Annotated in this window: 27 protein-coding genes; 14 read left to right on the forward strand and 13 right to left on the reverse strand. The window is 71.0% G+C overall.

Annotated features, from left to right (window positions below; translation table 11 throughout):
- Positions 1-111 precede the first annotated feature (111 nt).
- The gene (locus tag ACZ39I_RS14240) at positions 112-570 is read left to right on the forward strand and encodes a hypothetical protein (RefSeq protein WP_467244727.1); all 459 of its coding nucleotides are present in this window, start codon (positions 112-114) and stop codon (positions 568-570) included.
- 208 nt (positions 571-778) lie between these two features.
- Here the strand turns inward: ACZ39I_RS14240 and ACZ39I_RS14245 are convergent, their stop codons facing one another.
- The 3 genes from ACZ39I_RS14245 to ACZ39I_RS14255 all read right to left on the reverse strand — a co-directional run bounded on the left by ACZ39I_RS14245 (position 779) and on the right by ACZ39I_RS14255 (position 2876).
- Positions 779-1924, reverse strand: coding sequence for an RNA polymerase sigma factor SigF (locus ACZ39I_RS14245; RefSeq protein ID WP_467244728.1), 1146 nt, complete (start codon positions 1922-1924; stop codon positions 779-781).
- Positions 1925-1941: 17 nt separating this feature from the next.
- The gene (locus ACZ39I_RS14250; protein WP_004925829.1) at positions 1942-2355 is read right to left on the reverse strand and encodes an ATP-binding protein; all 414 of its coding nucleotides are present in this window, start codon (positions 2353-2355) and stop codon (positions 1942-1944) included.
- Between the two features lie 260 nt (positions 2356-2615).
- Positions 2616-2876, reverse strand: a complete 261-nt coding sequence (locus tag ACZ39I_RS14255) for a UBP-type zinc finger domain-containing protein (protein WP_352390227.1) — start codon at positions 2874-2876, stop codon at positions 2616-2618.
- A gap of 85 nt (positions 2877-2961) precedes the next feature.
- On the opposite strand from ACZ39I_RS14255, the gene ACZ39I_RS14260 reads away from it, so the two are divergent.
- Positions 2962-4560, forward strand: a complete 1599-nt coding sequence (locus ACZ39I_RS14260; RefSeq protein WP_467244729.1) for a Na+/H+ antiporter — start codon at positions 2962-2964, stop codon at positions 4558-4560.
- Positions 4561-4586: 26 nt separating this feature from the next.
- Here the strand turns inward: ACZ39I_RS14260 and ACZ39I_RS14265 are convergent, their stop codons facing one another.
- Positions 4587-5480 carry a 1-aminocyclopropane-1-carboxylate deaminase/D-cysteine desulfhydrase gene (locus ACZ39I_RS14265; RefSeq protein ID WP_467244730.1) on the reverse strand — a complete coding sequence of 298 codons (894 nt, stop codon included), beginning with the start codon at positions 5478-5480 and terminating at the stop codon, positions 4587-4589.
- Positions 5481-5502: 22 nt separating this feature from the next.
- Positions 5503-6093, reverse strand: coding sequence for an N-acetylmuramoyl-L-alanine amidase (locus tag ACZ39I_RS14270; protein WP_467244731.1), 591 nt, complete (start codon positions 6091-6093; stop codon positions 5503-5505).
- 312 nt (positions 6094-6405) lie between these two features.
- On the opposite strand from ACZ39I_RS14270, the gene ACZ39I_RS14275 reads away from it, so the two are divergent.
- From ACZ39I_RS14275 to ACZ39I_RS14305, 7 genes are all read left to right on the forward strand, one after another.
- Entirely contained in the window at positions 6406-7812 is a 1407-nt protein-coding gene (locus ACZ39I_RS14275; protein ID WP_467244732.1) for a family 2B encapsulin nanocompartment shell protein, read from the forward strand.
- Between the two features lie 371 nt (positions 7813-8183).
- Positions 8184-9275 (forward strand): family 2 encapsulin nanocompartment cargo protein polyprenyl transferase, encoded by a 1092-nt coding sequence (locus ACZ39I_RS14280; protein WP_467244733.1) that lies wholly within the window; start codon positions 8184-8186, stop codon positions 9273-9275.
- Between the two features lie 136 nt (positions 9276-9411).
- Positions 9412-10017 (forward strand): GNAT family N-acetyltransferase, encoded by a 606-nt coding sequence (locus ACZ39I_RS14285; RefSeq protein WP_467244734.1) that lies wholly within the window; start codon positions 9412-9414, stop codon positions 10015-10017.
- A gap of 651 nt (positions 10018-10668) precedes the next feature.
- Complete coding sequence (locus tag ACZ39I_RS14290) at positions 10669-11082, forward strand: YciI family protein (protein ID WP_467244735.1); 414 nt, start codon at positions 10669-10671, stop codon at positions 11080-11082.
- A gap of 5 nt (positions 11083-11087) precedes the next feature.
- Positions 11088-12293 (forward strand): RNA polymerase sigma factor, encoded by a 1206-nt coding sequence (locus ACZ39I_RS14295; protein WP_467244736.1) that lies wholly within the window; start codon positions 11088-11090, stop codon positions 12291-12293.
- Positions 12294-12302: 9 nt separating this feature from the next.
- Complete coding sequence (locus ACZ39I_RS14300) at positions 12303-12626, forward strand: DUF952 domain-containing protein (protein WP_467244737.1); 324 nt, start codon at positions 12303-12305, stop codon at positions 12624-12626.
- Positions 12623-12853, forward strand: a complete 231-nt coding sequence (locus ACZ39I_RS14305) for a hypothetical protein (RefSeq protein WP_467244738.1) — start codon at positions 12623-12625, stop codon at positions 12851-12853. The genes ACZ39I_RS14300 and ACZ39I_RS14305 overlap by 4 nt, the downstream gene beginning before the upstream one ends.
- Here the strand turns inward: ACZ39I_RS14305 and ACZ39I_RS14310 are convergent.
- Genes ACZ39I_RS14310 through ACZ39I_RS14320 form a run of 3 tightly spaced genes read right to left on the reverse strand, consistent with a single transcriptional unit; the run spans position 12840 to position 14421 of the window.
- Positions 12840-13583 carry a VOC family protein gene (locus tag ACZ39I_RS14310; RefSeq protein WP_467244739.1) on the reverse strand — a complete coding sequence of 248 codons (744 nt, stop codon included), beginning with the start codon at positions 13581-13583 and terminating at the stop codon, positions 12840-12842. The two genes, ACZ39I_RS14305 and ACZ39I_RS14310, sit on opposite strands and share 14 nt — an antisense overlap.
- 19 nt (positions 13584-13602) lie before the next feature.
- Positions 13603-14016 (reverse strand): VOC family protein, encoded by a 414-nt coding sequence (locus ACZ39I_RS14315; RefSeq protein ID WP_467244740.1) that lies wholly within the window; start codon positions 14014-14016, stop codon positions 13603-13605.
- Between the two features lie 9 nt (positions 14017-14025).
- Positions 14026-14421, reverse strand: coding sequence for a helix-turn-helix transcriptional regulator (locus ACZ39I_RS14320; protein ID WP_467244741.1), 396 nt, complete (start codon positions 14419-14421; stop codon positions 14026-14028).
- 137 nt (positions 14422-14558) lie between these two features.
- Between ACZ39I_RS14320 and ACZ39I_RS14325 the strand changes: the two genes are divergently transcribed.
- The gene (locus ACZ39I_RS14325) at positions 14559-16304 is read left to right on the forward strand and encodes an aminotransferase class I/II-fold pyridoxal phosphate-dependent enzyme (protein WP_467244742.1); all 1746 of its coding nucleotides are present in this window, start codon (positions 14559-14561) and stop codon (positions 16302-16304) included.
- On the forward strand, positions 16301-17104 hold the full coding sequence (locus ACZ39I_RS14330) for a phosphatidate cytidylyltransferase (protein ID WP_467244743.1): 804 nt from the start codon (positions 16301-16303) through the stop codon (positions 17102-17104). The genes ACZ39I_RS14325 and ACZ39I_RS14330 overlap by 4 nt, the downstream gene beginning before the upstream one ends.
- A gap of 78 nt (positions 17105-17182) precedes the next feature.
- Here ACZ39I_RS14330 and sodN read toward each other — a convergent pair whose 3' ends face one another.
- Positions 17183-17578 (reverse strand): superoxide dismutase, Ni, encoded by a 396-nt coding sequence (gene sodN, locus ACZ39I_RS14335; protein ID WP_351729542.1) that lies wholly within the window; start codon positions 17576-17578, stop codon positions 17183-17185.
- 145 nt (positions 17579-17723) lie between these two features.
- Here sodN and sodX point away from each other — a divergent pair, with 145 nt between their 5' ends.
- A complete protein-coding gene (gene sodX / locus ACZ39I_RS14340) occupies positions 17724-18161 on the forward strand; it encodes a nickel-type superoxide dismutase maturation protease (RefSeq protein WP_352390381.1) in 438 nt (145 codons plus the stop codon).
- On the opposite strand, the gene ACZ39I_RS14345 is transcribed toward sodX, so the two are convergent.
- Positions 18065-18694 carry a CGNR zinc finger domain-containing protein gene (locus tag ACZ39I_RS14345; RefSeq protein ID WP_467244744.1) on the reverse strand — a complete coding sequence of 210 codons (630 nt, stop codon included), beginning with the start codon at positions 18692-18694 and terminating at the stop codon, positions 18065-18067. The genes sodX and ACZ39I_RS14345 overlap by 97 nt on opposite strands.
- Positions 18695-18793: 99 nt before the next feature.
- Between ACZ39I_RS14345 and ACZ39I_RS14350 the strand changes: the two genes are divergently transcribed.
- Complete coding sequence (locus tag ACZ39I_RS14350) at positions 18794-19552, forward strand: class I SAM-dependent methyltransferase (RefSeq protein WP_467244745.1); 759 nt, start codon at positions 18794-18796, stop codon at positions 19550-19552.
- Positions 19553-19617: 65 nt separating this feature from the next.
- Here ACZ39I_RS14350 and ACZ39I_RS14355 read toward each other — a convergent pair whose 3' ends face one another.
- From ACZ39I_RS14355 to ACZ39I_RS14365, 3 genes are read right to left on the reverse strand one after another with little or no spacing between them, the layout of a single operon-like run.
- Positions 19618-20379, reverse strand: coding sequence for an amino acid ABC transporter ATP-binding protein (locus ACZ39I_RS14355; protein ID WP_467244746.1), 762 nt, complete (start codon positions 20377-20379; stop codon positions 19618-19620).
- 1 nt (position 20380) lies between these two features.
- On the reverse strand, positions 20381-21319 hold the full coding sequence (locus ACZ39I_RS14360) for an amino acid ABC transporter permease (RefSeq protein ID WP_467244747.1): 939 nt from the start codon (positions 21317-21319) through the stop codon (positions 20381-20383).
- 30 nt (positions 21320-21349) lie between these two features.
- The gene (locus tag ACZ39I_RS14365) at positions 21350-22309 is read right to left on the reverse strand and encodes an ABC transporter substrate-binding protein (protein ID WP_467244748.1); all 960 of its coding nucleotides are present in this window, start codon (positions 22307-22309) and stop codon (positions 21350-21352) included.
- Between the two features lie 545 nt (positions 22310-22854).
- Between ACZ39I_RS14365 and ACZ39I_RS14370 the strand changes: the two genes are divergently transcribed.
- A complete protein-coding gene (locus ACZ39I_RS14370) occupies positions 22855-24078 on the forward strand; it encodes an NAD(P)-dependent malic enzyme (protein WP_467244749.1) in 1224 nt (407 codons plus the stop codon).
- The last annotated feature ends 142 nt before the right edge of the window (positions 24079-24220 follow it).

Genomic DNA, 24220 nt, shown 5'->3' on the forward strand with positions numbered 1-24220 from the left:
ACTTCGGAGCGTGAACCTTGCCACGGGGGCGTGGGGCAACCCCCGCGCGGCGGTGTGCGTTGCCCGCGCCTCACTCATGGGGGCTTACGAGGTGAGGGCTACTCTTCAGGAGTGAGCAGCGAGCAGACCCCCGCCACCCCTTCGTCCTCCGAAACCGCCGGTCCGCGCCCGCGGCGCCTGACGTACGCCGCCGCCCTGGCCGGCCTGGAAGGGCTCGCGCTTGTCGTCGGAGGCGTCTGGATGCTCGTGGAGGGTCTGGTCGGTGACCCGGACGACCGGCAGTCGGCGGTCACCGGGGGCGTCACGCTGATCGTCCTCGCACTTCTGCCGCTCCTCGCCGCGCGCGGGTTGCTCGGCCGGCGCAGCTGGAGCCGGGGCCCGGCCGTCATCACCCAGATCATGGCGCTGCCCGTTGCCTACAACCTGCTCCAGGCCGACAGTGTGGCGATCCCGGCGGGCATCGCCCTCGCGGTCGTCGCGGTGGCCGCGCTGGTCCTGTTGATCAACCCGGCCACGACCCAGGCGCTCGGGATCAGGGGACCGGGCCGGGCGCAGGACGGCAAGCAGTAGCCGTAGGGCCGGCTTCGGCGAGCGGGGCTGTTCCGCCTGAGTGCCGGGTGCGGTGTCGGTGGACCGGACGTTGCGCTGGTCCCAGGTGTGGCGACCGCGGTTGCGGGTAAGCGGCCGTAGGGACAGCAGAACTGCGGTGACGGTCCGGGGCCGGACGAGACGGTGATCGGCCCCGGGCCTGGTTCGCAGGGCCGGGCAGGCCGGTGGCCTACTCCTCCACCAGCAGCTTCTCCCGGAGCTGGGCCAGGGTGCGGGCCAGCAGGCGGGAGACGTGCATCTGGGAGATGCCGACCTCCTGCGCGATCTGCGACTGGGTCATGTTGCCGAAGAAGCGCAGGAGAAGGATGCGCTTCTCGCGCGGGGGGAGATCCTCGAGCAGCGGCTTGAGCGACTCCCGGTACTCGACGCCCTCCAGCGCCTCGTCCTCCGCGCCGAGGGTGTCCGCCACCGCCGGCGACTCGTCGTCCGTGTCGGGGACGTCCAGGGACAGCGTGGAGTACGCGTTGGCGGACTCCAGACCCTCCAGGACCTCCTCCTCCGAGATGGCCAGCTTCTCGGCCAGCTCGTGCACCGTGGGGGAGCGGCCGTGCTGCTGGGAGAGCTCCGCCGTGGCCGTCGTCAGGGCCAGGCGCAGTTCCTGCAGGCGCCGGGGCACCCGGACCGCCCAGCCCTTGTCACGGAAGTGGCGCTTGATCTCGCCGACGACCGTGGGGGTCGCGTAGGTCGAGAACTCCACCCCGCGGTCCGGGTCGAAGCGGTCGACCGACTTGATCAGGCCGATGGTGGCGACCTGGGTCAGGTCGTCGAGCGGCTCGCCGCGGTTGCGGAAGCGGCGCGCGAGGTGCTCGACGAGCGGCAGGTGCATCCGGACCAGCTGGTTGCGCAGCTCCGCGTACTCCGGGCTGCCGTCCTTCAGCGCGCGCAGCTCGATGAACAGGGCTCGCGCCCCGCTGCGGTCCTGTGGGTCGTGCCGCGGGACCGGCGTGTTGTTCGCGCCCGTCGCGCCGTCCTCTGCGTTTCGCTCGTGCTCGCTCATCGTCCCGCCCGTCGCCCTTCCACGAGCCCTTGCCTCCGTCGGCACCGGGAGGATCCCGTCCCGCCCTGCCGGAGGCGCACCCTGCACGGCACCTTTCCGCTCTCGCTGCCCGTCGTCCAGGAGGCCGGTCGCCGTCGTGTCGACGACGTCTTCCTCCGGATGCGGCCGGGCCTGCTCGGGGATGCCGTCGATGCCGTCCGCCATGCGGCGGGCACCGCCGGAGCCGTCGTCACCCAGGCTGTCGGCGCCACTCGGGCAGGGAGGACGGTGTCCGTCCTCGGCCGGCAGCTCCCGTGTGCCGCGCTCTTCGTCCCGCACCGGCCCGTCCCCGTTCCTCACGCCGGCCCGGGTCCCGCGCCGCGCTGTTTGTAGAGGCTGATCGAAACGGTCTTGTCCTCGTCCACGGCCGACGAGACCTTGCCAGCGAGGGCCGAGAGGACGGTCCAGGCGAACGTGTCCCGTGACGGTGCGTGACCGTCCGTGGTCGGGGCGGAGACGGTGACCTCCAGCGAGTCGTCGACGAGTCGGAAGACACAGCTGAGCACCGAGCCGGGCACGGCCTGCTGGAGCAGGATCGCGCAGGCCTCGTCCACCGCGATGCGCAGGTCCTCGATCTCGTCGAGGGTGAAGTCCAAACGGGCTGCGAGGCCGGCCGTGGCCGTCCGCAGCACCGACAGGTAGGCACCCGCGGCCGGCAGCCGGACTTCCACGAAGTCCTGGGTCGCGGGCTCGCCTGCGATCTGGGACACCCTCACCTCCAAGGTGGTACAAGCTTTACGGGGGCCGAGGGTCGCCCCCCGGAGTAACGCGACGTGTGGTTCAGCGGTGACGCTACCGCGCTCTCGACTTTCCTGTCCCCGGGACCCCACCCCCTTGCCGTCACTCACAGTAAAACTGTGGACACGCTCCGTGTCTAGGGGTTTGCGGCTCCAATTGGGAAGAACGCGCGCCGGGTTGACGTACCCAGACGTCAGACGGTCGAACCGTCCTGGAACCCGAAGGTCCAGGGTCACACAAGCACGTGGTCCACGAAGCACCAACGCCAGTTCTCACCGGGTTCGTAGGTCCGCATGACCGGGTGGTCGGAGTCCTTGTGGTGCTTCGTCGCGTGTTGTCCCGGCGAGGAGTCGCAGCAGCCGACGTGACCGCAGGACAGGCACAGACGTAGTTGTACCGGGTGGGTACCGTCCCTCAGACACTCCGGGCACGTCTCGCTGAGCGGCTCGGGCTCGGGGTGCGGCAGCGCGTCGGCGTGCGTGCACTGTTTCATGATTGCCAGGTTACGACGGCGGCGAGGGCGGCCGCGCGGAAAAAGAGGGCGGGCGCACGACGATGAGCGAGGGCGGGCGAGGGCCATGGACGTGATGCCACTGCTGTTGCTGGTGGCGGGGAGCGCGGCGATCGCCGCGGCCGCCCGGCGCACCCCGATTCCCGCGCCGCTGCTGCTGGTCGCGGCCGGCCTGCTGATCTCGTACGTTCCCGGGGTCCCCGAGTACACGCTCGACCCGGACGTCGTCCTGCCCATCATCCTGCCGCCGCTGCTGCACTCCGCGGCCACCGACAGTTCCTACCTCGACCTCAGGGCACAGATGCGGCCCGTGGCGCTGCTGTCGGTGGGATACGTGCTCTTCGCGACCTTGTTCGTCGGCTGGGCGGCGTACCAGCTGGTGCCGGGCCTCTCGCTGACCGGGGCGCTCGTGCTGGGCGCGGTGGTGGCGCCGCCGGACGCGGTCGCGGCGACGGCGGTGGCACGCCGCGTGGGGCTGCCCTCCCGGATCACGACCATCCTCCAGGGCGAGTCCCTGGTGAACGACGCCACCGCGATCACCGCCTACCGGGTCGCGCTCGCGGCCGCGATCGGCGAGGGCGCCACCTGGGCCGGCGGTATCGGCGAGTTCCTGCTCGCGGCGGTCGGCGGTGTCGTGGTCGGACTGGTGCTGATGGTGCCGATCCACTGGCTGCGCACGCACCTCAAGGAGCCGCTGCTGCAGAACACGCTCTCCCTGCTGATCCCGTTCGTCGCCTACGCGGCGGCCGAGCAGTTCCACGCGTCCGGGGTGCTCGCGGTGGTCGTGGTGGCCCTCTTCCTCGGACACCGCGCGTGGGAGGTGGACTTCGCGACACGCCTCCAGGAGGACGCCGTCTGGAAAATGGTCGCCTTCGTCCTGGAGTCGTCGGTGTTCGCCCTCATCGGGCTGCAACTGCCCGTCGTGCTCAGGGGCCTCGGGGAGTACGAGGGCGGCCCCGCCGCCTGGTACGCCATTGCCGTCTTCCTCGTGGTCGTGGCGTCGAGGTTCGTGTGGGTCTATCCGGCCACCTTCCTGCCGCGCATCGTGTCCGCGCGGATCCGCGCGCGTGAGGACAACCCCACCTGGAAGGCGCCCTTCGTCATCGCCTGGGCCGGGATGCGGGGCGTGGTCTCGCTGGCGATCGCCTTCTCGATTCCGGAGCACCTGCACGACGGCGAGCCGTTCGAGGGCCGCAACCTGATCCTCTTCCTGACCTTCACGACGGTCATCGGCACCCTCGTCGTCCAGGGCGTCACCCTGCCCCCGCTGATCCGCATGCTCAAGCTCCCCGGCCGCGACCAGCAGGCCGAGACCCTCGCCGAGGCCAACGCCCAGGCGCAGGCCTCGCGGGCCGCCGAGCGCCGCCTGGACGAACTCCTCGCCGACGAGTACAACGCCCTCCCGCCGCCCCTCGCCGACCGCCTGCGCATGGTTCTGGAGCGCCGCCGCAACGCCGTCTGGGAACGCCTCGGCCAGTCCAACCCCCTCACCGGCGAGACCGTCGACGACACCTACCGCCGGCTGTCCCGCGAGATGATCGGCGCCGAGCGCGCGGTGTTCGTCAAACTGCGGGACCACCGCTACATCGACGACGAGATGCTGCGGACACTGCTTCGCAGGCTGGACCTGGAGGAGGCCGCGGCGTACCGGGAGGCCGCCGAGTAGAGCCGGCCGGACCGGCCGAGTGGGCGTCAGGGGAAGGGGCGGCCGGTGACCACGGCTGCCAGCCTCGTCCCGCGCGGGAAGGCACCCTCTTCGGTGAGGGTGACAAGTCCGTAGAGCAACTTGGCGACATAGAGACGTTCCACGGGGACACCGTGACGGTGCTCGAAGTCCTCGGCGAAGGTGTCGAGTTCGGGGGGTGTACGCGCGTAGCCGCCGAAGTGGAAGCGGTCGTCGAGCGTCCAGTCGCCCCGTCGGGCACCGAAGGCACGGCGTTGCAGAGCCTCTATGTCGGCGGGCAGGAAGCCGCCCTTGAGGACCGGGACGCCCAGGCAGCGCTGGTCCGGGGCCAGCCCGGCCGCCAGGCCTGCGAGGGTGCCGCCGGTGCCGCAGGCGATCGCGACGACATCGGCCCGCCCCGACAGCTCCTCACCCAGCGCCTGGCATCCTCGTACGGCGAGGGGGTTGCTGCCGCCCTCCGGGACGACGTACGCGTCCTCGGCGTCCGCCGCGCGCAGCACGCGCGCGAGGATGTCCGGTTCGGTCTTGCGGCGGTACGTCGCCCGGTCGACGAAGTGCAGTCGCATGCCGTCGGCCGCGCACCGGGCCAGGGAGGGGTTCAGAGGACGGTCGGCGAGTTCCTCACCGCGGACCACCCCGACCGTGGGCAGGGCCAGCAGGCGGCCCGCGGCGGCCGTGGCGCGCAGGTGGTTGGAGTACGCGCCGCCGAAGGTGAGGAGCGTACGGCCGGCCGCCGCGGTGAGGTTCGGCGCGAGCTTGCGCCACTTGTTGCCGATCAGCTCGGGGTGGATCAGGTCGTCGCGCTTGAGGAGAAGGCGCACGCCACGCCGGGCGAAGCGGGGGTCCGACAGCTCCTGCAGGGGCGAGGGGAGGCGGGGGCGCAGGGTGTCGAGACCGGTCACGCCCCCATTGTGACCTGCGCGGTCAGTTCAGGCGCTCCCGGATCCGGCCCCGCATCGAGGCCATCGTGAAGCCCCGCGGATCCACCTTGCCCGGCTGCCACTCCAGGTGGCCGATGACCGACCGTTCCGTCCAGCCGTGGTGGCGGCACACCGCCGCGGAGACCCGCTCGATGGCCGTCAGCTGGGCGGCCGGCCAGGGATCCTCGCCGTCGCCGAGGTTCTCGCACTCGAAGCCGTAGAAGTGGCGGTTGCCGTCGGTGTTGGCCTCGTTGTCGGCGGGGAGGGCCGTCTCCGCGATCACCGCGCGCAGGACGTCGTCGTCGCCGAGACCGGCGTGGTTGGCGCGGCCGTAGCCGACGAGATGGACAGTGCCGTTCTTGGTGATGACGCCGTGACACAGGGGCCCCGGCAGGTCGGTGTAACCCTTGCGGCACAGCTCCACCGTCGCTGCGCTGCCCTTGGTCACCGTGTGGTGGATCATCACGCCGTGCACCGGTCCCCAGGCGCCGACGTGGTTGCGGTTGTGGTGCTCCCAGTCGCCGACCTCGACGACGGTGGCGCCCTCCGCCCGCAGGACGGCCAGGAATCTGCCTGCGGACATGGGTGAGGCCATGGCTGCCTCCTTCGCGCTGCGTGCCGGCCGCCGAATGCGGCCGGTCCTCCTGGTGCTTGTACCGAAAGCGGCGGAATCCGACTCCTGGACCGCACAAGGTGCGAGCCGATTCGGACAGCCAAATTCCGCTCAAGAAAGTGGAATTGACTGGACGTCAGGGGATAGGAACCGCGCATATGCCCAACCTCGCGGTGATCCATTCCCGCTCTTTCGGGTAATAGCACCGGCACGCTCCGTGAGGAAAGCTTGCTCCTGCACATCGATGCCCGGGCGTACATCGCGTCCGGGCATGTACCGGGAGGGCAATTCCTTATGTCGGTAGGCGAAGAGGTCCGCACCGAGCAGGACAGGCCGCAGCAGAGCCTCGGCACAGCGGCCGCGCGGAACCTGGCCACCACCACCAAGTCCGCACCCCAGATGCAGGAGATCAGCTCGCGCTGGCTGCTGCGCATGCTGCCCTGGGTGAACGTACAGGGCGGTACGTACCGGGTGAACCGACGCCTGAGCTACGCCGTGGGCGACGGCCGGGTGACCTTTGTGAAGACCGGGGACCGCGTCGAGGTGATCCCCGACGAGCTGCGCGAGCTGCCGGCGCTCAGGTCGTACGAGGACGACGAGGTGCTTTCCGAGCTCGCCCAGCGCTGTGAACAGCGGGAGTTCACCCAGGGCTCGGTGATCGCCTCGTTCGGCGCCCAGGCCGACGAGGTGTATCTGCTGGCCCACGGCAGGGTGGAGAAGGTCGGCACCGGCCCCTACGGCGACGACGCCGTGCTCGGAGTCCTCGCCGACGGCGCCTACTTCGGCGACCAGGCGCTCCTCGACCCGGACGCCATCTGGGAGTACACCGCCCGCGCGGCCACCGTCTGCACGGTCCTCGTGCTGCGCCGCCAGGACGTCGACCAGGTGGCGGAGCGCTCCGAAGCCCTGCGCGAGCACCTGCAAGAACAGCGGGCGATCCCCTCGCAGCGCACCAACAAGTACGGCGAGAAGGAGATCGACCTCGCGGCGGGCCACGAGGGCGAGCCCGACATCCCGCACACCTTCGTCGACTACGACGCCCGGCCCCGCGAGTACGAACTCAGCATCGCCCAGACCGTCCTGCGCATCCACACGCGGGTGGCCGACCTCTACAACCAGCCGATGAACCAGACGGAACAGCAGATCCGGCTGACCGTCGAGGCGCTCAAGGAGCGCCAGGAGCACGAGCTCGTCAACAACCGTGAGTTCGGGCTGCTGAACAACTGCGAGTACGACCAGCGGCTCCAGCCGCACGACGGCGTGCCCAGCCCCGACGACCTCGACGAACTGCTCAGCCGCCGCCGGGGCACCAAGCTGCTGCTCGCCCACCCGCGCGCGATCTCCGCGATCGGCCGTGAGCTCAACAAGCGAGGACTGGTCCCCGAGACCATCGACGTGGGCGGCAACCGCATCCCCACCTGGCGCGGGGTGCCGATCTACCCGTGCAACAAGATCCCGGTCACCTCGGAGCGGACCACGTCGATCATCGCCATGCGTACCGGTGAGGCCGACCAGGGCGTCATCGGCCTCCAGCAGGCCGGGATCCCGGACGAGATCGAGCCGAGCCTGTCGGTGCGGTTCATGGGCATCAACGAACAGTCGATCATCAAGTACCTGGTGACGGCCTACTACTCGGCCGCTGTGCTGGTGCCGGACGCGCTCGGGGTCCTGGAGAACGTCGAGATCGGCCGCTGGAGGTGACGTTCCTGCGCCCGGGAGCGGTGTCCCCGCCGACCCCGGCGGGGACACCCCGGCCGCTCACCGGGGTGGAGACACCTCGCAGGAGCGCGCCCGCCCACAGCGGAAGCACCACCGTCCGCGGCCTGACCGAGGGGGGTTCCATGGCCGAGTTCACGACGGGTACCCAGGCGGTGGCGACAGAGGGGGCGGAGGGGCGGGCGCCGGGCAGCGGGGGGATGGAGGCTCGGGCTGCTGGGGGGACGGAGGTGCCGGCCGTCGGGGGTACGGGGGTACGGGCCGTTGGGGGAGCAGCGGCACGGGCCGTCGGGAGAGCGGAGGTGCGGGCGTCGGCCACCGGGGGGACTGCGGCGCCCGCCACCGGGTGGACCGGCGTGGGAGCACCGGCCGGGGAGGCGCGCCCGCTCCATGGCCCCGGCGACCCACCCGAGCCGCATCCGCTCGATGGTCACGAGGCCGGAGTGATTCTGGAGCGGGCCCGGGCCTCGGTCGACCCCGCGTTGCGGTCCGCGCTGGAGTCGTTGCCCGGTTCCCTGCGCAGGGTCGGGCTCTACCACTTCGGCTGGGAGCACGCCGACGGCACCCCCGCGGCGGGCAACGCGGGCAAGGCGATACGGCCCGCACTCGTGCTCACGGCGGCCGCCGCTCTCGGTGGGGACCGGGCGCGGGCGGCGGCCGTCCGGGCGGCCGTGGCGGTGGAGCTGATCCACAACTTCACGCTGCTGCACGACGACGTGATGGACCGCGACACCACCCGTCGGCACCGCCCCACCGCGTGGACCGTGTTCGGCGACGCCGCCGCGATCCTGGCCGGGGACGCCCTCCAGGCGCTGGCGCTGCGGCTGCTGGCCGAGGACCCGCACCCCGCGGCGGGAGCGGCCGCGGCCCGGCTCGCGGACTGTGTCGTCGAGCTGTGCGAGGGCCAGTACGAGGACACCGCCATGCAGGAACTCGGTCCCGGCGAGGTCACCCTCGACCAGGTGCTCGTGATGGCCGAGGCCAAGACGGGCGCGCTGCTGGGCTGTGCCTGTGCGCTCGGCGCGCTGTACGCGGGCGCGTCCGCCGAGGACGTCGGGGCGATGGACGCGTTCGGCCGGGAGGCGGGGCTCGCCTTCCAGCTCATCGACGACGTGATCGGCATATGGGGCGACCCGAGCCGCACCGGCAAACCGGCCGGCGCGGACCTCGCCGCCCGCAAGAAGTCCCTCCCGGTGGTGGCCGCGCTCACCTCGGGCACGGCCGCGGCCGCCGAACTGGCCGAGCTGTACGCGGCGCCGTACGCCGGTCAGGACCTGGCGCGTACGGCCCTCGCGGTCGAGGCGGCGGGCGGTCGCGACTGGGCGCAGGCGCAGGCGGCCGACCGGATGGCCCGGGCGATGGGGCAGTTGGCCCGTGCGGTACCCGATCCGGAGGCGGCGGGCGGACTGCTCTCCCTCGCGGAGTTCGTGACCCGGCGCAGCGCCTGAGGACTCCGGGGCGCCCGGCACCGCGCGGTCCTGAGGGTCCCGCACATCCCCACGGTGTGCGGGGCCCGTTCCGCATGCTCACCGGATAGTCTCAACCCCCTTGTGACCAACGGTGGTTGAGTTGAAGGGGTGGGCCATGGGCGTGGCGATACGGACGGCCGACGGAAGCGATCGCGAGCGGGTGACGTGGCTGTTGGACTCGGCTTTCCACGACGATCCGGTCAGCGGGTGGATTTTTCCGGAGGAGCAAGACCGCCGTGCGACGCATCCCCGGTTGATGGCCGCGTTCGTGGACATCGTGATGGCCGAGGGGCGGGTGGATGTCACGGAGGACGGGAGCGCGTGCGCGTTGTGGTTGCCCGTCCCGGCGGACGGCGGCGACGAGCATGACGGCGAGGACGAGTTCGCCGCGCTGCGGGAGGCTCTCGACCCGGACAACGAGCGCATCGAGCTGATCGGGCGGCTCACGGCCGAGGTGCATCCGGCCGGGCGGGCTCATGAGTACCTGTGGATGATCGGCGTGGCTCCCGGACGGCAGGGGGAGGGGCTCGGGGCCGCGCTCATGGGGTCGGTTCTGGAGCGGTGTGACCGGGAGGGGGTGCCGGCCTACCTGGAGGCGAGCAGTACGCGGAGCCGCGGGTTGTACGAGCGGCTCGGGTTCGAGCTGGTGGAGCGGCCGCTCCAGCTGCCTGACGGACCCATGATGTGGCCGATGTGGCGCGAACCGCGCGCTTCACGGTAGTGCCGGAGGGGGCGTCTCGGGGCTGCGGCCGCGTGAACGCCGGTCGCGCCCACGCAGCGGCAGCCGCAGATCCAATGCGGCCCAGCGCCCTCTGACCGGGACGGCGGGATGCCTCGGCAGTTCTCCGTGCCCTCTTGCCCTCTTGCCCTCTTGCCGGGGTGCGGGGGTGCCAGGGTGTCGGGATGCCTGGGCTGCTCCCGCACCCCCTGACCGGGTCATCGGGACGACAGGACAGCTCCCCGGTCCCCGCGCCCCAGTCCCGAGTCCCCGGCCCCGCGCCCAGCCCGGCCCCCCCAGCCGAAAGACACAGAGACCGACAGCGGCAGGCGCCGGCGCCCCCCTCGTCCTACCCTGAAGGCATGGGCAGCGACGAACGAGTCTGTCCCGTTTGCGGACAGCCTGTCGAGACAGTCGTACGGCGTCACAAGACGCTCGGTGCGTGGGTCCCCGTGTGGACGGGCGGCCCGTGCCACAACCCCGAGTGCGAGGCGAGCGCCGACCATGCCGCCGAGCCCGACGGGGACCACGGCGGCGCACCCGCGGAAAAAAGTTCCTGAACCCGTGTCGAGAATCCGTCCCCGGCTCCGACGTCCCCGGTGAGAGTCGCCCCCACCGGGTGGCCGGACCGACCGAAGCCGAAGGAGCGGAATCATGAAGTACCTGGTCATGGTGCAGGGAACACAGGCCGACTACGAGGCCATGCGCGGCAAGGGCTCCGAGCACTCCCCGGTCTGGAGCGAGCAGGAGATCCAGACGATGTACGCCTTCATGAGCGCCATCAACGACGACCTGTCCGACACCGGCGAGATGCTCGACGCCCAGGGCCTCGCCGAGCCCGCGAAGGTCCGGCACGTCAGCCGGGACGCGGACGGCAAGGCCGTGATCACCGACGGGCCCTACAGCGAGACCAAGGAGCTGCTGTGCGGCTACTGGGTCCTGGAGTGCGAGAGCCTGGAGCGCGTCACGGAGATCGCCGAGCGCATCGCCCAGTGCCCGCAGCCCGCCGGCGCCCCCGAGTACCCGGTGGTGATCCGGCCCATCCTGGACGGCGCCGGGGACATCTGAGGACCGTGCGGCCGACGAGCGAGACCGAGGACCTGCTGCGCCTGCACGCGCCGCAGGTCCTCGGCGCGCTGGTCAGGCGGTACGGCCATTTCGACGCCGCCGAGGACGCCGTACAGGAGGCACTGCTCGCCGCGGCCGGGCAGTGGCCGGCGTCGGGGGTGCCGGGCAATCCGCGCGGGTGGCTCATCAAGGTGGCCTCGCGGCGGCTGACCGACACCCTGCGCGCCGAGGAGGCGCGGCGGGCCCGGGAGGAGCGGGTGGCGGCGCTCAGCGTGCGCGACACGGCCGTCACCGACCGGGCGCCGCGCGCGGACGACACCCTGTCCCTGCTGTTCCTGTGCTGCCATCCGCAGCTCACCGCGTCCGCGCAGATCGCGCTCACCCTGCGCGCGGTCGGCGGTCTGACCACGGCGGAGATCGCCCGGGCGTATCTCGTCCCCGAGGCGACCATGGCCCAGCGGATCAGCCGGGCCAAGCAGAAGGTGCGGGGCGTCGGTTTCGGGCGGCCCGACCACTGGGAGGAACGGCTCCCCGCCGTCCTGCACACCCTCTACCTGATCTTCAACGAGGGCCATACGGCGACCTCCGGACCGGCCCTGCAGCGGCGCGACCTCGCCGGCGAGGCGATCCGCCTGACCCGCACGGTCCACCGGCTCCTCCCCGAGGACTGCGAGATCGCCGGTCTGCTCGCCCTGATGCTCCTCACCGACGCCCGCCGCGAGGCCCGCACCGGCCCGGACGGCGACCTGGTCCCCCTCGACGAACAGGACCGCACCCGCTGGGACAAGGCCGCGATCGAGGAGGGCGTCGCCCTGGTCACCCGGGCGCTGGCCCGCCACCGTGCCGGGCCCTACCAGATCCGCGCGGCCATCGCCGCCGTACACGACGAGGCGCCCTCGCCGGAGGCGACCGACTGGCGGGAGATCCTCGGGCTCTACGACGTTCTCGTACGGCTCGTTCCGGGGCCCGTGGAGCGGCTGAACCGGGCGGTCGCGGTCGCGATGGTGCGTGGCCCGGAGGCGGGGCTCGCGGAACTCGAAGGCTTGGACGACGAGTTGGGGCACCGGCTGGACGCGGTTCGCGCGCACCTGCTGGAGCGGGCCGGTTCGCTCGAGGCGGCGCGTGCCGCGTACGAGTCGGCGGCGGCGAAGACCCTGAGCCTGCCCGAGCAGCGCTACTTGCAGGGGCGGGCGGCCCGGCTGAGGCCTTAACGTGACGGCATGTCCCCAACGAACCTCATCGTGCACCTGACCGAACGCTCCCTCTGGGAGGAGGCCCGGGCCCGGGGCACGTACGAGATCTCCACGCGCGGTCGCACCCTCCAGGAGGAGGGGTTCATCCACTGCTCGACGCGCGAGCAGCTTCCGGCCACGGCCGCGCGGTTCTTCGCCGGTGTGCCGGACCTCGTGCTCCTCGTCATCGACCCCGCCCGGCTCGACGTACCCCTGAAGTACGAGGCCCCCGAGCCCGGCGCCGAGGAGTTCCCGCACGTCTACGGGCCGATTCCGGTGGACGCGGTCGTCGACGTGGAGCCGTGGGGGTGAGCGGACGCCGTCGCCCATGGCGCTGGGCCCTGCTGGTGTGGGCGGTTCTCGTGGTCGTCGCGGGCGGGGTCACGCTCTGGCTGCGGGACTCGACGGAGCCGCCGGGGCCGTACGTATGGCAGGAAGCGAGTCCCACCCCCTCGCTTCCGCAAGGGTGGGAGACGGCGTGCTCCCGCTCCACGCCCGACGCGCAGGGCCGGACCCTCTGCTTCCTCAGGACCCGCTAGGCAGCCCGCCGGTCTCCGGGTCCCGGCCCGTCAGGCAGTAGGTGCCGCCTGCCGGATCCCTCATCACCGTCCAGTGCCTGCCCTCGGCGACGAACTCGGCGCCCAGGCGCTCGTGTTCCGCCCGCGTCGCCCCGATGTCCGCGCAGGCCAGGTCCAGATGGGCGGTGGCGGGGCGCTCCTCGTCGAGGCGCTGGAGGAGGATGCGGACCGGGAGGCCGGCCGGCGGCCTGAGCACATGGAACTCGGGGAGCGAGCCGGACACCGACTCCCAGTCGGGCAACAGGGCGGCCCAGAAGGCGACTTCGGCGTCGTGGAGGGAAGGCGGGGTGTCCAGGCAGACCTGGTCGAGACGGGTGCCGTGGACCACCGGCGGGCGGGTCGACTGACCGCGCCAGGGATCGGCGCAGAACAACTGGCCCGCGGGAGAGCGGAGCACGACCAACGTGCCCTGGTCGGCGACCACCTGCGCGCCGAGCGTCTGCGCGGCCTTCGCGAACTTCCGTACGTCGTCGACGCAGAAGTCGAGATGGGCACCGCCCGGCCCGGAGGCGACGGCCTGGGCCTTGACGCAGGCGTCGGCCCCGTCGAGCGGCACGAGGGTCACGAACTCCCGCCGCTCACCCCGGGGTTCGGACAACCGCGTGCCGGTGGCGACGGTCCAGAAGTCGCAGGCCTGAGCGAAGCGCGCCACGGGCCGGTCAACGAAGGCGTACGTCCAGCGGGTAGTCATGCGGTGATCGTAAGTGTTGCTACTTCGGCGCCTCCATGAACCGCAGCATGTTCCCCGCCGGATCCCTGAACGCACAGTCCCGCACCCCGTACGGCATGTCCGTCGGTTCCTGGATCACCTCCGCGCCCGACTCCCGTACCCGGGCGAACAACGCGTCGCAGTCGGTGGTGGTGAAGTTGACGCCCCGCAGCAACCCCTTGGCCAGCAGCCGTGCCATCGCCTCCTTGTCCGCGGGTGACGCGTCCGGATCCGCGGCGGGCGGCTCCAGGACGATGTCCACGTCCGGCTGGAGCGGCGAGCCGACCGTCACCCAGCGCATGCCCTCGTACCCGACGTCGCCCCGCACCTCCATGCCGAGGACGTCCCGGTAGAACGCGATCGCCTTGTCGTGGTCGTCGACGGCGATGAAGCAGTTCTTCAGTGTGATGTCCATGGATTCACGTTAGGCCCGCCGGGGCCGGGTGTGCCTGCGGACCACGCACGGCGGGATCCCGGCGACCTCCTCGTGGGAGCGGGCGCGATAGGCGCTCGGCGCCTCGCCCACCAGCTCCGTGAAGCGCGAGCTGAAGGAGCCGAGGGAGGTACACCCCACGGCCATGCAGACCTCGGTGACGGACAGGTCGCCCCGCCGCAGCAGCGCCTTCGCGCGCTCGATGCGCCGGGTCATGAGATAGCCGTACGGCGTCTCACCGAACTCCGCGCGGAAGCTGCGCTGGAAGTGGCCCGGTGACATCAGCGCGGTGCGGGCGAGCGCGGTCACGTCGAGCGGCTCGGTGTACTCACGGTCCATCCGGTCCCGCGCCTGCCGCAGCCGCACCAGATCCTCGATGCTCACCATCACGCCAGCATCGCACGGAGCACAGAGGGAGGTACCGCGCCTGAGTACCCGTACTCAGGCCGGGGGCGGTGCTCGGCTCTGGCGGGGGCGGCGCGGGTTTTCGATGATGCGAGCCAGCCGCGTCGAAAGAGGTGCCCATGGTTCGCGACCTGCAACTGCGCTCAGCCACGTCGGAGGATCTCGACTGGATCCACGAGCTGCGCCACCGGGTGTACGCCGAGGAGTTGGGCCAGCACCCACCGGATCCGGCCGGGCGGCTGAGCGACGGTCTCGACGGCGACAACGTCTACCTCGTCGCGGCGCGCGGAACGACCCGCATCGGCTTCGTCAGCCTGACTCCTCCCTGGCTGGGCCGGTTCGGACTGGACAAGTACCTGACCCGCGAGGAACTGCCCACGGCGGCCGGCCACGACGTGTTCGAGGTGCGCATCCTCACCGTCGAGCCGCGCTGGCGCACCACCTCGGCGGCACCCCTGCTGATGTACGCGGCGCTGCGCTGGATCGCCTCCCGCGGCGGGCGCCGGGTGCTCGCGATGGGGCGTACCGAGGTGCTCGACATGTACCGGGCCGTCGGCCTGCGCCCGGTCGGCCGTACGGTCCGCAGCGGGGCGGTGACGTTCGAGGTGCTGACCGGCGGTGTGCCCGAACTGACGAGGCGGGCGCAGGAGCGGTACGGCAGCGCGCTGGAGCGGCTGCGGTCCGTGGTGGACTGGCGGCTGGACATGCCGTTCGCGCCCCGGCCGGACGGCTGCGAGCACGGCGGTGCCTCGTTCACCGCCATCGGCACGGACTTCCGCACCCTGCACCGGCGTCACGACATCGTCATGGCCGATGTGCTGGACGCCTGGTTCCCGCCTGCCCCCGGAGTGCGGGCGGCCCTCGCGGACGACCCGGACTGGATCGCCCGTACCTCGCCGCCGTCCGGCGCCGAAGGCCTGTCGGCGGAGATCGCCGCGGCCCGTCGACTGCCGCCGGCCGCGCTGGCGGTGGGCGCCGGTTCGTCCGACCTGATCTTCCGGGCGTTCGGCCGCCGGCTGACCCCCGAGAGCCGGGTGCTGCTGACCGACCCCTGCTACGGCGAGTACGCGCATGTCACGGAGCGGGTGATCGGATGCCGGGTGGACCGGTTCCCGCTGCGCCGTGAGGAGGGCTGGCGGATCGATCCGGACCGGCTGTCCGCGGCCGTCCACTCCGGCCGCTACGACCTCGTGGTGGTCGTCAACCCGAACAACCCGACCGGGCGGCACGCGCCGGCGTCCGCGCTGCGCGCGCTGATCGAGGCCGCGCCGGACCGTACGCACTGGTGGATCGACGAGGCGTACCTGGGCTACGTCGGCCCGGACGAGTCACTCGCCGGGCTCGCTGCTACCGACCCGCGGGTGACCGTCTGCACCTCGCTGTCGAAGATGTACGCGCTGTCCGGTGTGCGGGCCGCGTACGCGGTGGCCGAACCGGTCACGGCGGCGGAACTGCGCCGCTGGACCCCGCCCTGGCCGGTCGGTCTCCCGGCCCAGCTGGCCGCCGTGGCGGCGCTGCGCGACCCGGAGTACTACCGCGACCGCTGGCTCGCCACGCACGTCCTGCGCCGGGGACTGGCCGCGGACCTGGCCGGGGCGGCGCCGGACGTGACGGTCGAGGAGTCGGTGGCGAACTTCCTCTCGGTCACCCTGCCGCCCGGCGGGCCGAGTGCCGCGCAACTGGTGGCCGAGTGCCGCCGCCACGGCGTGTACCTGCGCGACCTGTCGCCGTTGTCGCCCTGCTACGAGGGGCGCACCGTGCGCATCGCGGTCCGCGACACCGCCGAGAACGCGCGCATCGTGGCGGCCTGCCGGGCCGCTCTGGACGTGCTGCGGCCGGCTCTCGCCACGAGCACCGGTCGATGATCACCGTCGCCTCACTGGCGCCCTGGCTCGGTGGGGCGCTGGCCCTGGGCGGCGTCGCGGTGGCCGCCTCCCGGCGCCGCGAGCTGATGGTCCGGTGGTGCGCCTGGGCGGTCGGGGTGCCGCTGGTCACCGGGGCGTTCTGGTGGGGCGAGCCGGGTGTCGCGGCCGTCGCCGTCGTGGTCGGCGTGATCGCGGTGCTGGAGTTCGGCGGCCTGATGCAGCTGGGCCGGGTGGACCGTGCGGTGCTGGCCGCGGCCGTGGCGGGCGTGGTGCTGACCGTCTGGCTGGCGCCCGGAGAGGTGCTGCGGGCGCTGGCGGTCGGGGCGCTGGCGGTGGCCGCGGTGCCGTTGGTGAGCGGCGACGCCGACCATGGTCTGCGCCGGCTCTCCGCCGGGCTGCTCGGGCTGGCCTGGCTGAGCGTGCTCGCCGCGCTGGTGCCGCTCGGGGCGAGCGGGCTGGCGTTGTTCGTGGCGGTCTCGGTCGCCGACATCACGGCGTACTTCGCCGGGCGACGGCTGGGCGGGCCGCGGTTGTCGCCGCTGTCGCCGGCCAAGCGGTGGAGCGGGACTCTGGCCGGTGCCGCAGCCGGGCTCGGCGTGCTTGCCGCGCTGTCCGCCGTGAGCGGGCCCATGGCGGTCGCGGTGCTGATCGGCGGACCCGCCGGTGACCTGCTGGAATCCATGATCAAGAGAGGTGCGCGGGTCAAGGACGCCGGTCACTGGCTGCCCGGCTCCGGCGGCCTGCTGGACCGCATCGACTCTCTGCTCGTCGCCTTGGCCGTGCTGCTCGTCCTGAGCTGACGTCTTACGTCCTACGCAGAAGGGGCTCGGCCGGTAGCAGCCGGCCGAGCCCCTTCCACACGTTTGCAGACCCGGGAGTCAGGCCTTCTTGGTCTCCCAGAAGATCTTGTCGATCTGGGCGATGTAGTCCAGAGCCTTCTGACCGGTGGCCGGGTCGGTCGACGCCTTGGCGGCCGAGAGGGCCTTGAGGGTGTCGTTGACCAGCTGGTGCAGCTCCGGGTACTTCTCGAAGTGCGGGGGCTTGAAGTAGTCGCTCCAGAGCACGGAAACGTGGTGCTTCGCGAGCTCGGCGCGCTGCTCCTTGATGACCGTGGCACGCGACTGGAAGTGCGGGTCGTCGTTGGCGGCCATCTTCTCCTGCACGGCCTTCACCGACTCCGCCTCGATGCGGGCCTGGGCCGGGTCGTACACACCGCAGGGCAGGTCGCAGTGTGCGCTGACCTTGACCTTGGGGGCAAACAGGCGGGAAAGCATGGAGCATTCCTTCCTCGTGATCGTCTTCTCAGGTGCGACATTACTCCCTGGGAGAGCCGAATTCGCGGGTGCCCCCATGGGCTTAGGACAAAAGTCCGGGGTCAGACTGAGACTGGTGGATGAACGTACCGGGGAGGTGCCGGGGATGCCGGAGCTGTCGCAGGAGACCGAGCGGGAGAGGTCGTTGCTGCCCTTCGTGGGGGTGGCCGAGGTGACCGGGCCGTCGATGGTGCCCACGCTCCAGCACGGCGACCAGCTGGTCGTGCACTGGGGGGCCAGGATCGTCCCCGGCGACATCGTGGTCCTGCGGCATCCGTTCCAGCAGGACCTGCTCGTCGTCAAGCGAGCCGTCGAGCGGCGCGAGGGCGGCTGGTGGGTGCTCGGGGACAACGCGTTCGCAGGCGGCGACAGCACGGACTACGGCGTCGTCCCGGAGGAACTCGTCCTGGGGAAGGCCCGGTTGCGTTACCGGCCCCTCAAGCCGGGTCAGCGTTCGCCGCTGGCCGCCGCGCGCTGGGCGCTGTCCGCCGTGCGGCCCGTCTTCCCCGACCGGTCGGCCTCCAGGCGTTTGCGGGCCCGGTAGGCGGCCACGTTGGCGCGGGTGGCGCAGCGGTCGGAGCAGTAGCGCCGGGAGCGGTTCGTCGAGGTGTCGAGGTAGGCGTTGCGGCAGGGCGCGGCCTCGCACAGGCCGAGCCGGTCCACGCCGTACTCGGTGAGGTGGAACGCCAGGCCCATCGCCGCGATCGCCGCGTACCCGGCGGTGGCGTTGGACGGATGGTCCGCCAGGTGCATGTGCCACAGCGGGCGGCCGTCGTCGTCGCGGAAGTCGTGCCCGGAGATCTGCGGGCTCACCGGGAACTCCAGCAGGAGCGAGTTCAGCAGGTCCACCGCGAGCGTCTCGTCGCCCTGGTCCGCCGCCTCGAAGACCGACCGCAGCCGGCCCCGCACCGAACGGAACCGGGTGACGTCGGAATCGGTGGCCCGGCGGGCGCCCGTGCCGTTGCCGCCGAACAGGTCGCGGACGGCCTCCACCGAGGTCAGGGAGTCCTTGCCGCGGGCCGGGTCCTCGCTGTTGACCAGACGCACGGCGTAGTCCGAGTAATAGGCCAGTTCCACTTGTAGTCCTTACGGAGGCGTTCTATCGTCGTGGCACGGTCGGGTAACAGCTGATCGTGCTTCCAGGGTATTACGACAGTGAGCGGACAGGGGGCTCCCATGACGACTGGTGTCGGCACCGACTGGCAGGCCTGGCAGGAGAGCTGGGACCGGCAGCAGGAGTGGTACATGCCGGACCGCGAGGAGCGGTTCCGGGTCATGCTCGACATGGTCGAGGCCCTCGTCGGACCCCGGCCACGCGTACTCGACCTCGCGTGCGGCACGGGAAGTATCACGGCCAGGCTGCTCGCCCGGTTCCCGGAGGCCACCAGTACCGGCCTCGACCTCGACCCGGCGCTCCTCGCCATCGCCGAGGGCACGTTCGCGGACGACGAGCGGGTGACTCTCGTGACGGCCGACCTCAAGGACTCCGACTGGCCGTCGAAGCTGCCGTACGACTCCTACGACGCCGTCCTGACCGCCACGGCCCTGCACTGGCTGCACAGCGAACCCCTCGCGGCCCTCTACGGGCAGATCGCCCAACTCGTCCGGGACGGCGGTGTCTTCATGAACGCCGACCACATGATCGACGAGACCACACCCCGCATCAACGCGGCCGAACGCGCGCAACGCCACGCGCACATGGACCGGGCCAAGCGCGACGGCGCCCTCGACTGGGCCGAGTGGTGGCAGGTCGCCGCCGAGGACCCCGTCCTCGCCGGACCGACGGCGCGCCGCTTCGAGATCTACGGCGAGCACGCCGACGGGGACACGCCGTCCGCGGCGTGGCACGCACGCGTGCTGCGCGAGAAGGGCTTCGGGGAGGCCCGGCCGGTGTGGTGCTCGCCCTCGGACACGCTGCTGCTCGCGCTCAAGTAGGCGCCCTGCGGCCATGCGAAAGGGGCGGTACGGGAATCCCGTACCGCCCCTTCGATGCCGTACTGCTAGAGGACCTTCGACAAGAACGCCTGGGTGCGCTCGTGCTGAGGGTTCGTCAGGACCTCGCGGGGGTCGCCGGACTCGACGACCACGCCGCCGTCCATGAAGACCAGGCTGTCGCCGACCTCGCGGGCGAAGCCCATCTCGTGGGTGACGACGACCATCGTCATGCCGGACTCGGCGAGGTCGCGCATGACGTCGAGGACGTCACCGACCAGCTCCGGGTCCAGGGCGGAAGTCGGCTCGTCGAAGAGCATCAGCTTCGGGTCCATCGCCAGCGCCCGGGCGATGGCCACCCGCTGCTGCTGGCCGCCGGAGAGCTGGGCGGGGTAGGCCCCTGCCTTGTCGGCCAGGCCCACCTTCTCCAGCAGCTCCCGCGCGCGCTCCCGGGCCTGGGCCCGGCTGGTGCCCTTGACCTGGACCGGCGCCTCCATGACGTTCTCGACGGCCGTCATGTGCGGGAACAGGTTGAACCGCTGGAACACCATGCCGATGTCCCGGCGCTGCAGCGCGACCTCGCTGTCCTTGAGCTCGTACAGCTTGTCGCCCTTCTCGCGGTAGCCGACCAGCTCGCCGTCGACGTAGAGCCGGCCGGCGTTGACCTTCTCCAGGTGGTTGATGCACCTGAGGAAGGTCGACTTGCCGGAGCCCGAGGGGCCGATGAGGCAGAAGACCTCGCCGGTCTTCACTTCCAGGTCGATGCCCTTGAGGACCTGCACCAGGCCGAAGGACTTGTGCACGGCCTCGGCCTTCACCATGGCGGTCATGTCACACGCCCCTTTCGCGGCTGAAGGCCATCATGTTGACCCTGATCTTCTGCCACGGCGTCGGCGGCAGGCTCCGGGACGAACCGCGGGCGAAACGGCGCTCCAGGTAGTACTGGAAGACGCTGAACACGCTGGTCATGACCAGGTACCAGATGGACGCCACGAACAGCATCTCCATCACGGCGTACGAGGTCGAGCCGATCGTCGAGGTGGCGCGCAGCAGTTCGTTGTACGTCACCGCGTACACCAGCGACGAGGTCTTCAGCATGTTGATGAACTCGTTGCCGGTGGGCGGCACGATCACCCGCATCGCCTGCGGGATCACGATCCGGCGCAGGGTCTTGCCGTGGCTCATGCCGAGCGCGTGCGCGGCCTCCGTCTGGCCCTCGTCGACGGCCATCAGACCGGCGCGGCAGATCTCCGCCATGTACGCGGCCTCGTTGAGGCCGAGGCCCAGCAGGGCGCACATGAACGGGGTCATCACGTCCGTCATCTCGTCCTTGTAGATCGGACCGAGATTCAGCATCGGGAAGATCAGCGCCAGGTTGAACCACAGCAGCAGCTGGACGTAGACGGGGGTTCCGCGGAAGAACCAGATGTAGAACCAGGCCACCCAGCTCGTCACCGGGTTCTTGGAGAGCCGCATCACGGCCAGCACGACGCCGAGGACCACGCCCACGATCATCGCGAGGACGCTGATCAGCAGGGTGCGGCCGGCACCGGCGAGGACCGTGGAGTCGAACAGTTTGTCGCCGACCGCGCTCCACTGGATCTTCTCGGCGGTGGCGAACGCGTTGACCAGCAGGGCCACCAGCGCCAGCACGACGACCGCGCTGACGTAGCGGCCGTAGTGGCGGACCGGGATGGCCTTGATGGTCTCGGGGGCGGGGGAGGTTCGGGGCGGTGTGTCCGCCGGCCCCTTGTCGATCTTGTCAGTCACCGTGACTGCCCTTCAGTGGTACGGGGTCCGTCACTTGCCGCCATTGACAACGGACTTGTCGACGGCGCCGGTCTGGGCGCCCCACTTGTCCAGGACCTTCTTGTACGTGCCGTCCTGGATGATGGCGTTCACGGCCGCCTCCAGGGCGCTCGTGAGCTCCTTGTTCTCCTTGTTCACGGCGATGCCGAACGGACCGGCGTCCACCTGCTCGCCGACGACCTCGAAGGCGTTGCCGCCATCGGCCTTGCGGGCGAGGTCGACGGCGACCGGGTAGTCGTTGACGCCCGCGACCGCGCCGCCCGACTTGACCCGGGTCTGGGCCTCGGTGTCGTTGTCGAACGACTCGATCGTCATCTTCTTCTTGCCGGCCTCGGTGCACGCCTTGGACTGCTTCTGCAGGGCCTGCTCGTAGGTCGTGCCGCGCTGCACGGCGACCTTCTGGCCGCAGAGGTCCTCGATCGAGCCGATCTTCTTCGGGTTGCCCTTCTGGACGTAGATGGCGGTGCCGGCCGTGAAGTAGTCGACGAAGTCGACACCCGGGCCGAGCTTCTTGCCCTTGTCGTCCAGACCTTCCTGGCGCGCCTTGGTGTCCGTGATGGAGGACATGGCGACGTCGTAGCGCCCGGAGTTCAGGGAGCTGATCAGGCCGTCGAAGGAGCCCGAGGTGAACTGGAACTCCACGCCCAGCTGCTTGCCCAGCGCGGCGGCGATGTCGGGGTCGACGCCGACGATCTTGCCGCCCTCCTGGTACTCCATGGGGGCGTACTCGGCGTTGGTGCCGACCTTGATGACACCGGCCTTCTGGATCTTCGCGGGCAGCTTGTCGAACAGCGGGGCCTTGCTGGACGACGCCGACTCGTTGCTGCTGCCGCCGCTGTCCGTCTGGTCACCGCAGCCGGTGAGAAGCAGGGCGCCAGCGACCGCGATCGCACCTACCGCGGCTGTCCTGGTGCGCGCGACGGTCGTACGACGGGTGGAGCTTGCGGTCATGGTGGGTTCCTCCGGCGGATGGGTGGAGTTGCCGATGGGCGGGGCGGCTGCCGATCGGTTCGGCAGCGCTGCCTTCATTCCTCAGGTCGACGAGAGCACACGCCTTCGAGTGTCGCGACCTCGTGTGATGACGGCATCTTGCCATTCGGACTGGACCATTCAGGGCGCCGGTCATGTCAAAATCGGATAACGGGTGACCCCCGAACCGCACTATGTCCGTACATCGCGACCGGACCATCTGCGGGAATCTGGCATTCCGGCCGGAAGATCTTCGGTGTGCGCGGCCGCTCGAGCGCCCCTCCAGTGATCGATGATCGATTTTCCGTTCGGGCATGTGACCTTGGACGTATTGGACTCGTCCTCGACGCCGGTCGTCCGGTAAGAAGGTTCTTTACACCCCTCATCCGGGGCTCAGGGCGCGTGTGCGGCGCGCCCGTCGCGTACCGGCCCGTACGTATCAGTGACCAGGGCCGTACGCGGTGCCCGCCCACTTCTCAACCAGGAGTGGCCACCCTCAGACCAGAAGACTTAAGGGGTAAGACAAAGTGGCAGCGGAGATCGTCAATCCTCGCAGCGACAGCGATACGGGACAGGACGGAGGGGCGGAGCCCCTCGATTCCTTCGACCCCGCGTTCGCGCTGCACCGCGGCGGCAAGATGGCTGTGCAGGCCACCGTGCCGATCCGTGACAAGGACGACCTGTCCCTCGCGTACACGCCCGGCGTGGCGAAGGTGTGCAGCGCCATCGCCGAGCAGCCGGACCTCGTCCACGACTACACGTGGAAGTCGTCGGTCGTCGCCGTCGTGACGGACGGTACGGCCGTGCTGGGGCTCGGTGACATCGGGCCCGAAGCCTCCCTCCCGGTGATGGAGGGCAAGGCGATCCTCTTCAAGCAGTTCGGCGGGGTGGACGCGGTTCCGCTCGCGCTGGCCTGCACCGACGTCGACGAGATCATCGAGACCGTGGTCCGTCTCGCCCCGTCCTTCGGCGGCGTGAACCTCGAGGACATCTCGGCTCCCCGCTGCTTCGAGATCGAGCGGCGGCTGCAGGAGCGGCTCGACATTCCCGTCTTCCACGACGACCAGCACGGTACGGCCGTGGTGACGCTGGCGGCGCTGCGGAACGCGGCACGGCTGAGCGGGCGGTCGATCGGAGATCTTCGTGCGGTGATCTCCGGTGCGGGCGCGGCGGGCGTGGCCATCGCCAAGATGCTCGTCGAGGCGGGCATCGGGGACGTGGCCGTCGCCGACCGCAAGGGTGTCGTGTCCGCCGACCGGGACGACCTCACGTCCGTGAAGCGGGAGCTTGCCGGGTTCACGAACAAGGCGGGTCTGTCCGGGTCGCTGGAGGACGCGCTGTCGGGCGCGGACGTCTTCATCGGCGTGTCCGGCGGGACGGTGGCGGAAGCGGCCGTGGCCTCCATGGCCTCCGGTGCCTTCGTCTTCGCCATGGCCAACCCGGATCCGGAGGTGCACCCGGAGGTCGCGCACAAGTACGCGGCCGTGGTGGCGACCGGGCGGTCGGACTTCCCGAACCAGATCAACAACGTGCTGGCGTTTCCGGGGATCTTCGCGGGGGCGCTGCAGGTGCGGGCCTCGCGGATCACGGAGGGCATGAAGATCGCGGCGGCCGAGGCGCTGGCTGCGGTCGTCGGTGACGATCTGGCGGCGGACTACGTGATCCCGTCCCCGTTCGACGAGCGGGTGGCACCGGCGGTCACGGCGGCGGTTGCGGCGGCGGCGCGGGCGGAGGGTGTCGCTCGGCGCTGAGGTGTGTTTTTGGCGTGAGGTGGTCCCGTCCGGAGTGTTTCCGGGCGGGGCCGTTTCTTTGCCGTGGGGTGGGGCCGATTGGGTGGCGGGCGGTTGTGTGGGTGCGGGCCGGTGGGGGCGGGCGTTGTGCGCAGTTCCCCGC

Source organism: Streptomyces sp. NPDC024687 (assembly GCF_055559055.1).

Bases quoted from the DNA above. Each gene is read 5' to 3' on its own strand.
- ACZ39I_RS14290 (WP_467244735.1), top strand. From the start codon at position 10,669: ATGAAGTACCTGGTCATGGTGCAGGGAACACAGGCCGACTACGAGGCC.
- ACZ39I_RS14300 (WP_467244737.1), top strand. From the start codon at position 12,303: ATGTCCCCAACGAACCTCATCGTGCACCTGACCGAACGCTCCCTCTGG.
- ACZ39I_RS14285 (WP_467244734.1), top strand. From the start codon at position 9,412: ATGGGCGTGGCGATACGGACGGCCGACGGAAGCGATCGCGAGCGGGTG.
- sodX (WP_352390381.1), top strand. From the start codon at position 17,724: ATGCCGGAGCTGTCGCAGGAGACCGAGCGGGAGAGGTCGTTGCTGCCC.
- ACZ39I_RS14310 (WP_467244739.1), bottom strand. From the start codon at position 13,583: ATGACTACCCGCTGGACGTACGCCTTCGTTGACCGGCCCGTGGCGCGC.
- ACZ39I_RS14350 (WP_467244745.1), top strand. From the start codon at position 18,794: ATGACGACTGGTGTCGGCACCGACTGGCAGGCCTGGCAGGAGAGCTGG.
- ACZ39I_RS14315 (WP_467244740.1), bottom strand. From the start codon at position 14,016: ATGGACATCACACTGAAGAACTGCTTCATCGCCGTCGACGACCACGAC.
- ACZ39I_RS14275 (WP_467244732.1), top strand. From the start codon at position 6,406: ATGTCGGTAGGCGAAGAGGTCCGCACCGAGCAGGACAGGCCGCAGCAG.
- ACZ39I_RS14330 (WP_467244743.1), top strand. From the start codon at position 16,301: ATGATCACCGTCGCCTCACTGGCGCCCTGGCTCGGTGGGGCGCTGGCC.
- ACZ39I_RS14270 (WP_467244731.1), bottom strand. From the start codon at position 6,093: ATGGCCTCACCCATGTCCGCAGGCAGATTCCTGGCCGTCCTGCGGGCG.
- ACZ39I_RS14260 (WP_467244729.1), top strand. From the start codon at position 2,962: ATGGACGTGATGCCACTGCTGTTGCTGGTGGCGGGGAGCGCGGCGATC.
- ACZ39I_RS14325 (WP_467244742.1), top strand. From the start codon at position 14,559: ATGGTTCGCGACCTGCAACTGCGCTCAGCCACGTCGGAGGATCTCGAC.
- ACZ39I_RS14365 (WP_467244748.1), bottom strand. From the start codon at position 22,309: ATGACCGCAAGCTCCACCCGTCGTACGACCGTCGCGCGCACCAGGACA.
- ACZ39I_RS14255 (WP_352390227.1), bottom strand. From the start codon at position 2,876: ATGAAACAGTGCACGCACGCCGACGCGCTGCCGCACCCCGAGCCCGAG.
- sodN (WP_351729542.1), bottom strand. From the start codon at position 17,578: ATGCTTTCCCGCCTGTTTGCCCCCAAGGTCAAGGTCAGCGCACACTGC.
- ACZ39I_RS14355 (WP_467244746.1), bottom strand. From the start codon at position 20,379: ATGACCGCCATGGTGAAGGCCGAGGCCGTGCACAAGTCCTTCGGCCTG.
- ACZ39I_RS14320 (WP_467244741.1), bottom strand. From the start codon at position 14,421: ATGGTGAGCATCGAGGATCTGGTGCGGCTGCGGCAGGCGCGGGACCGG.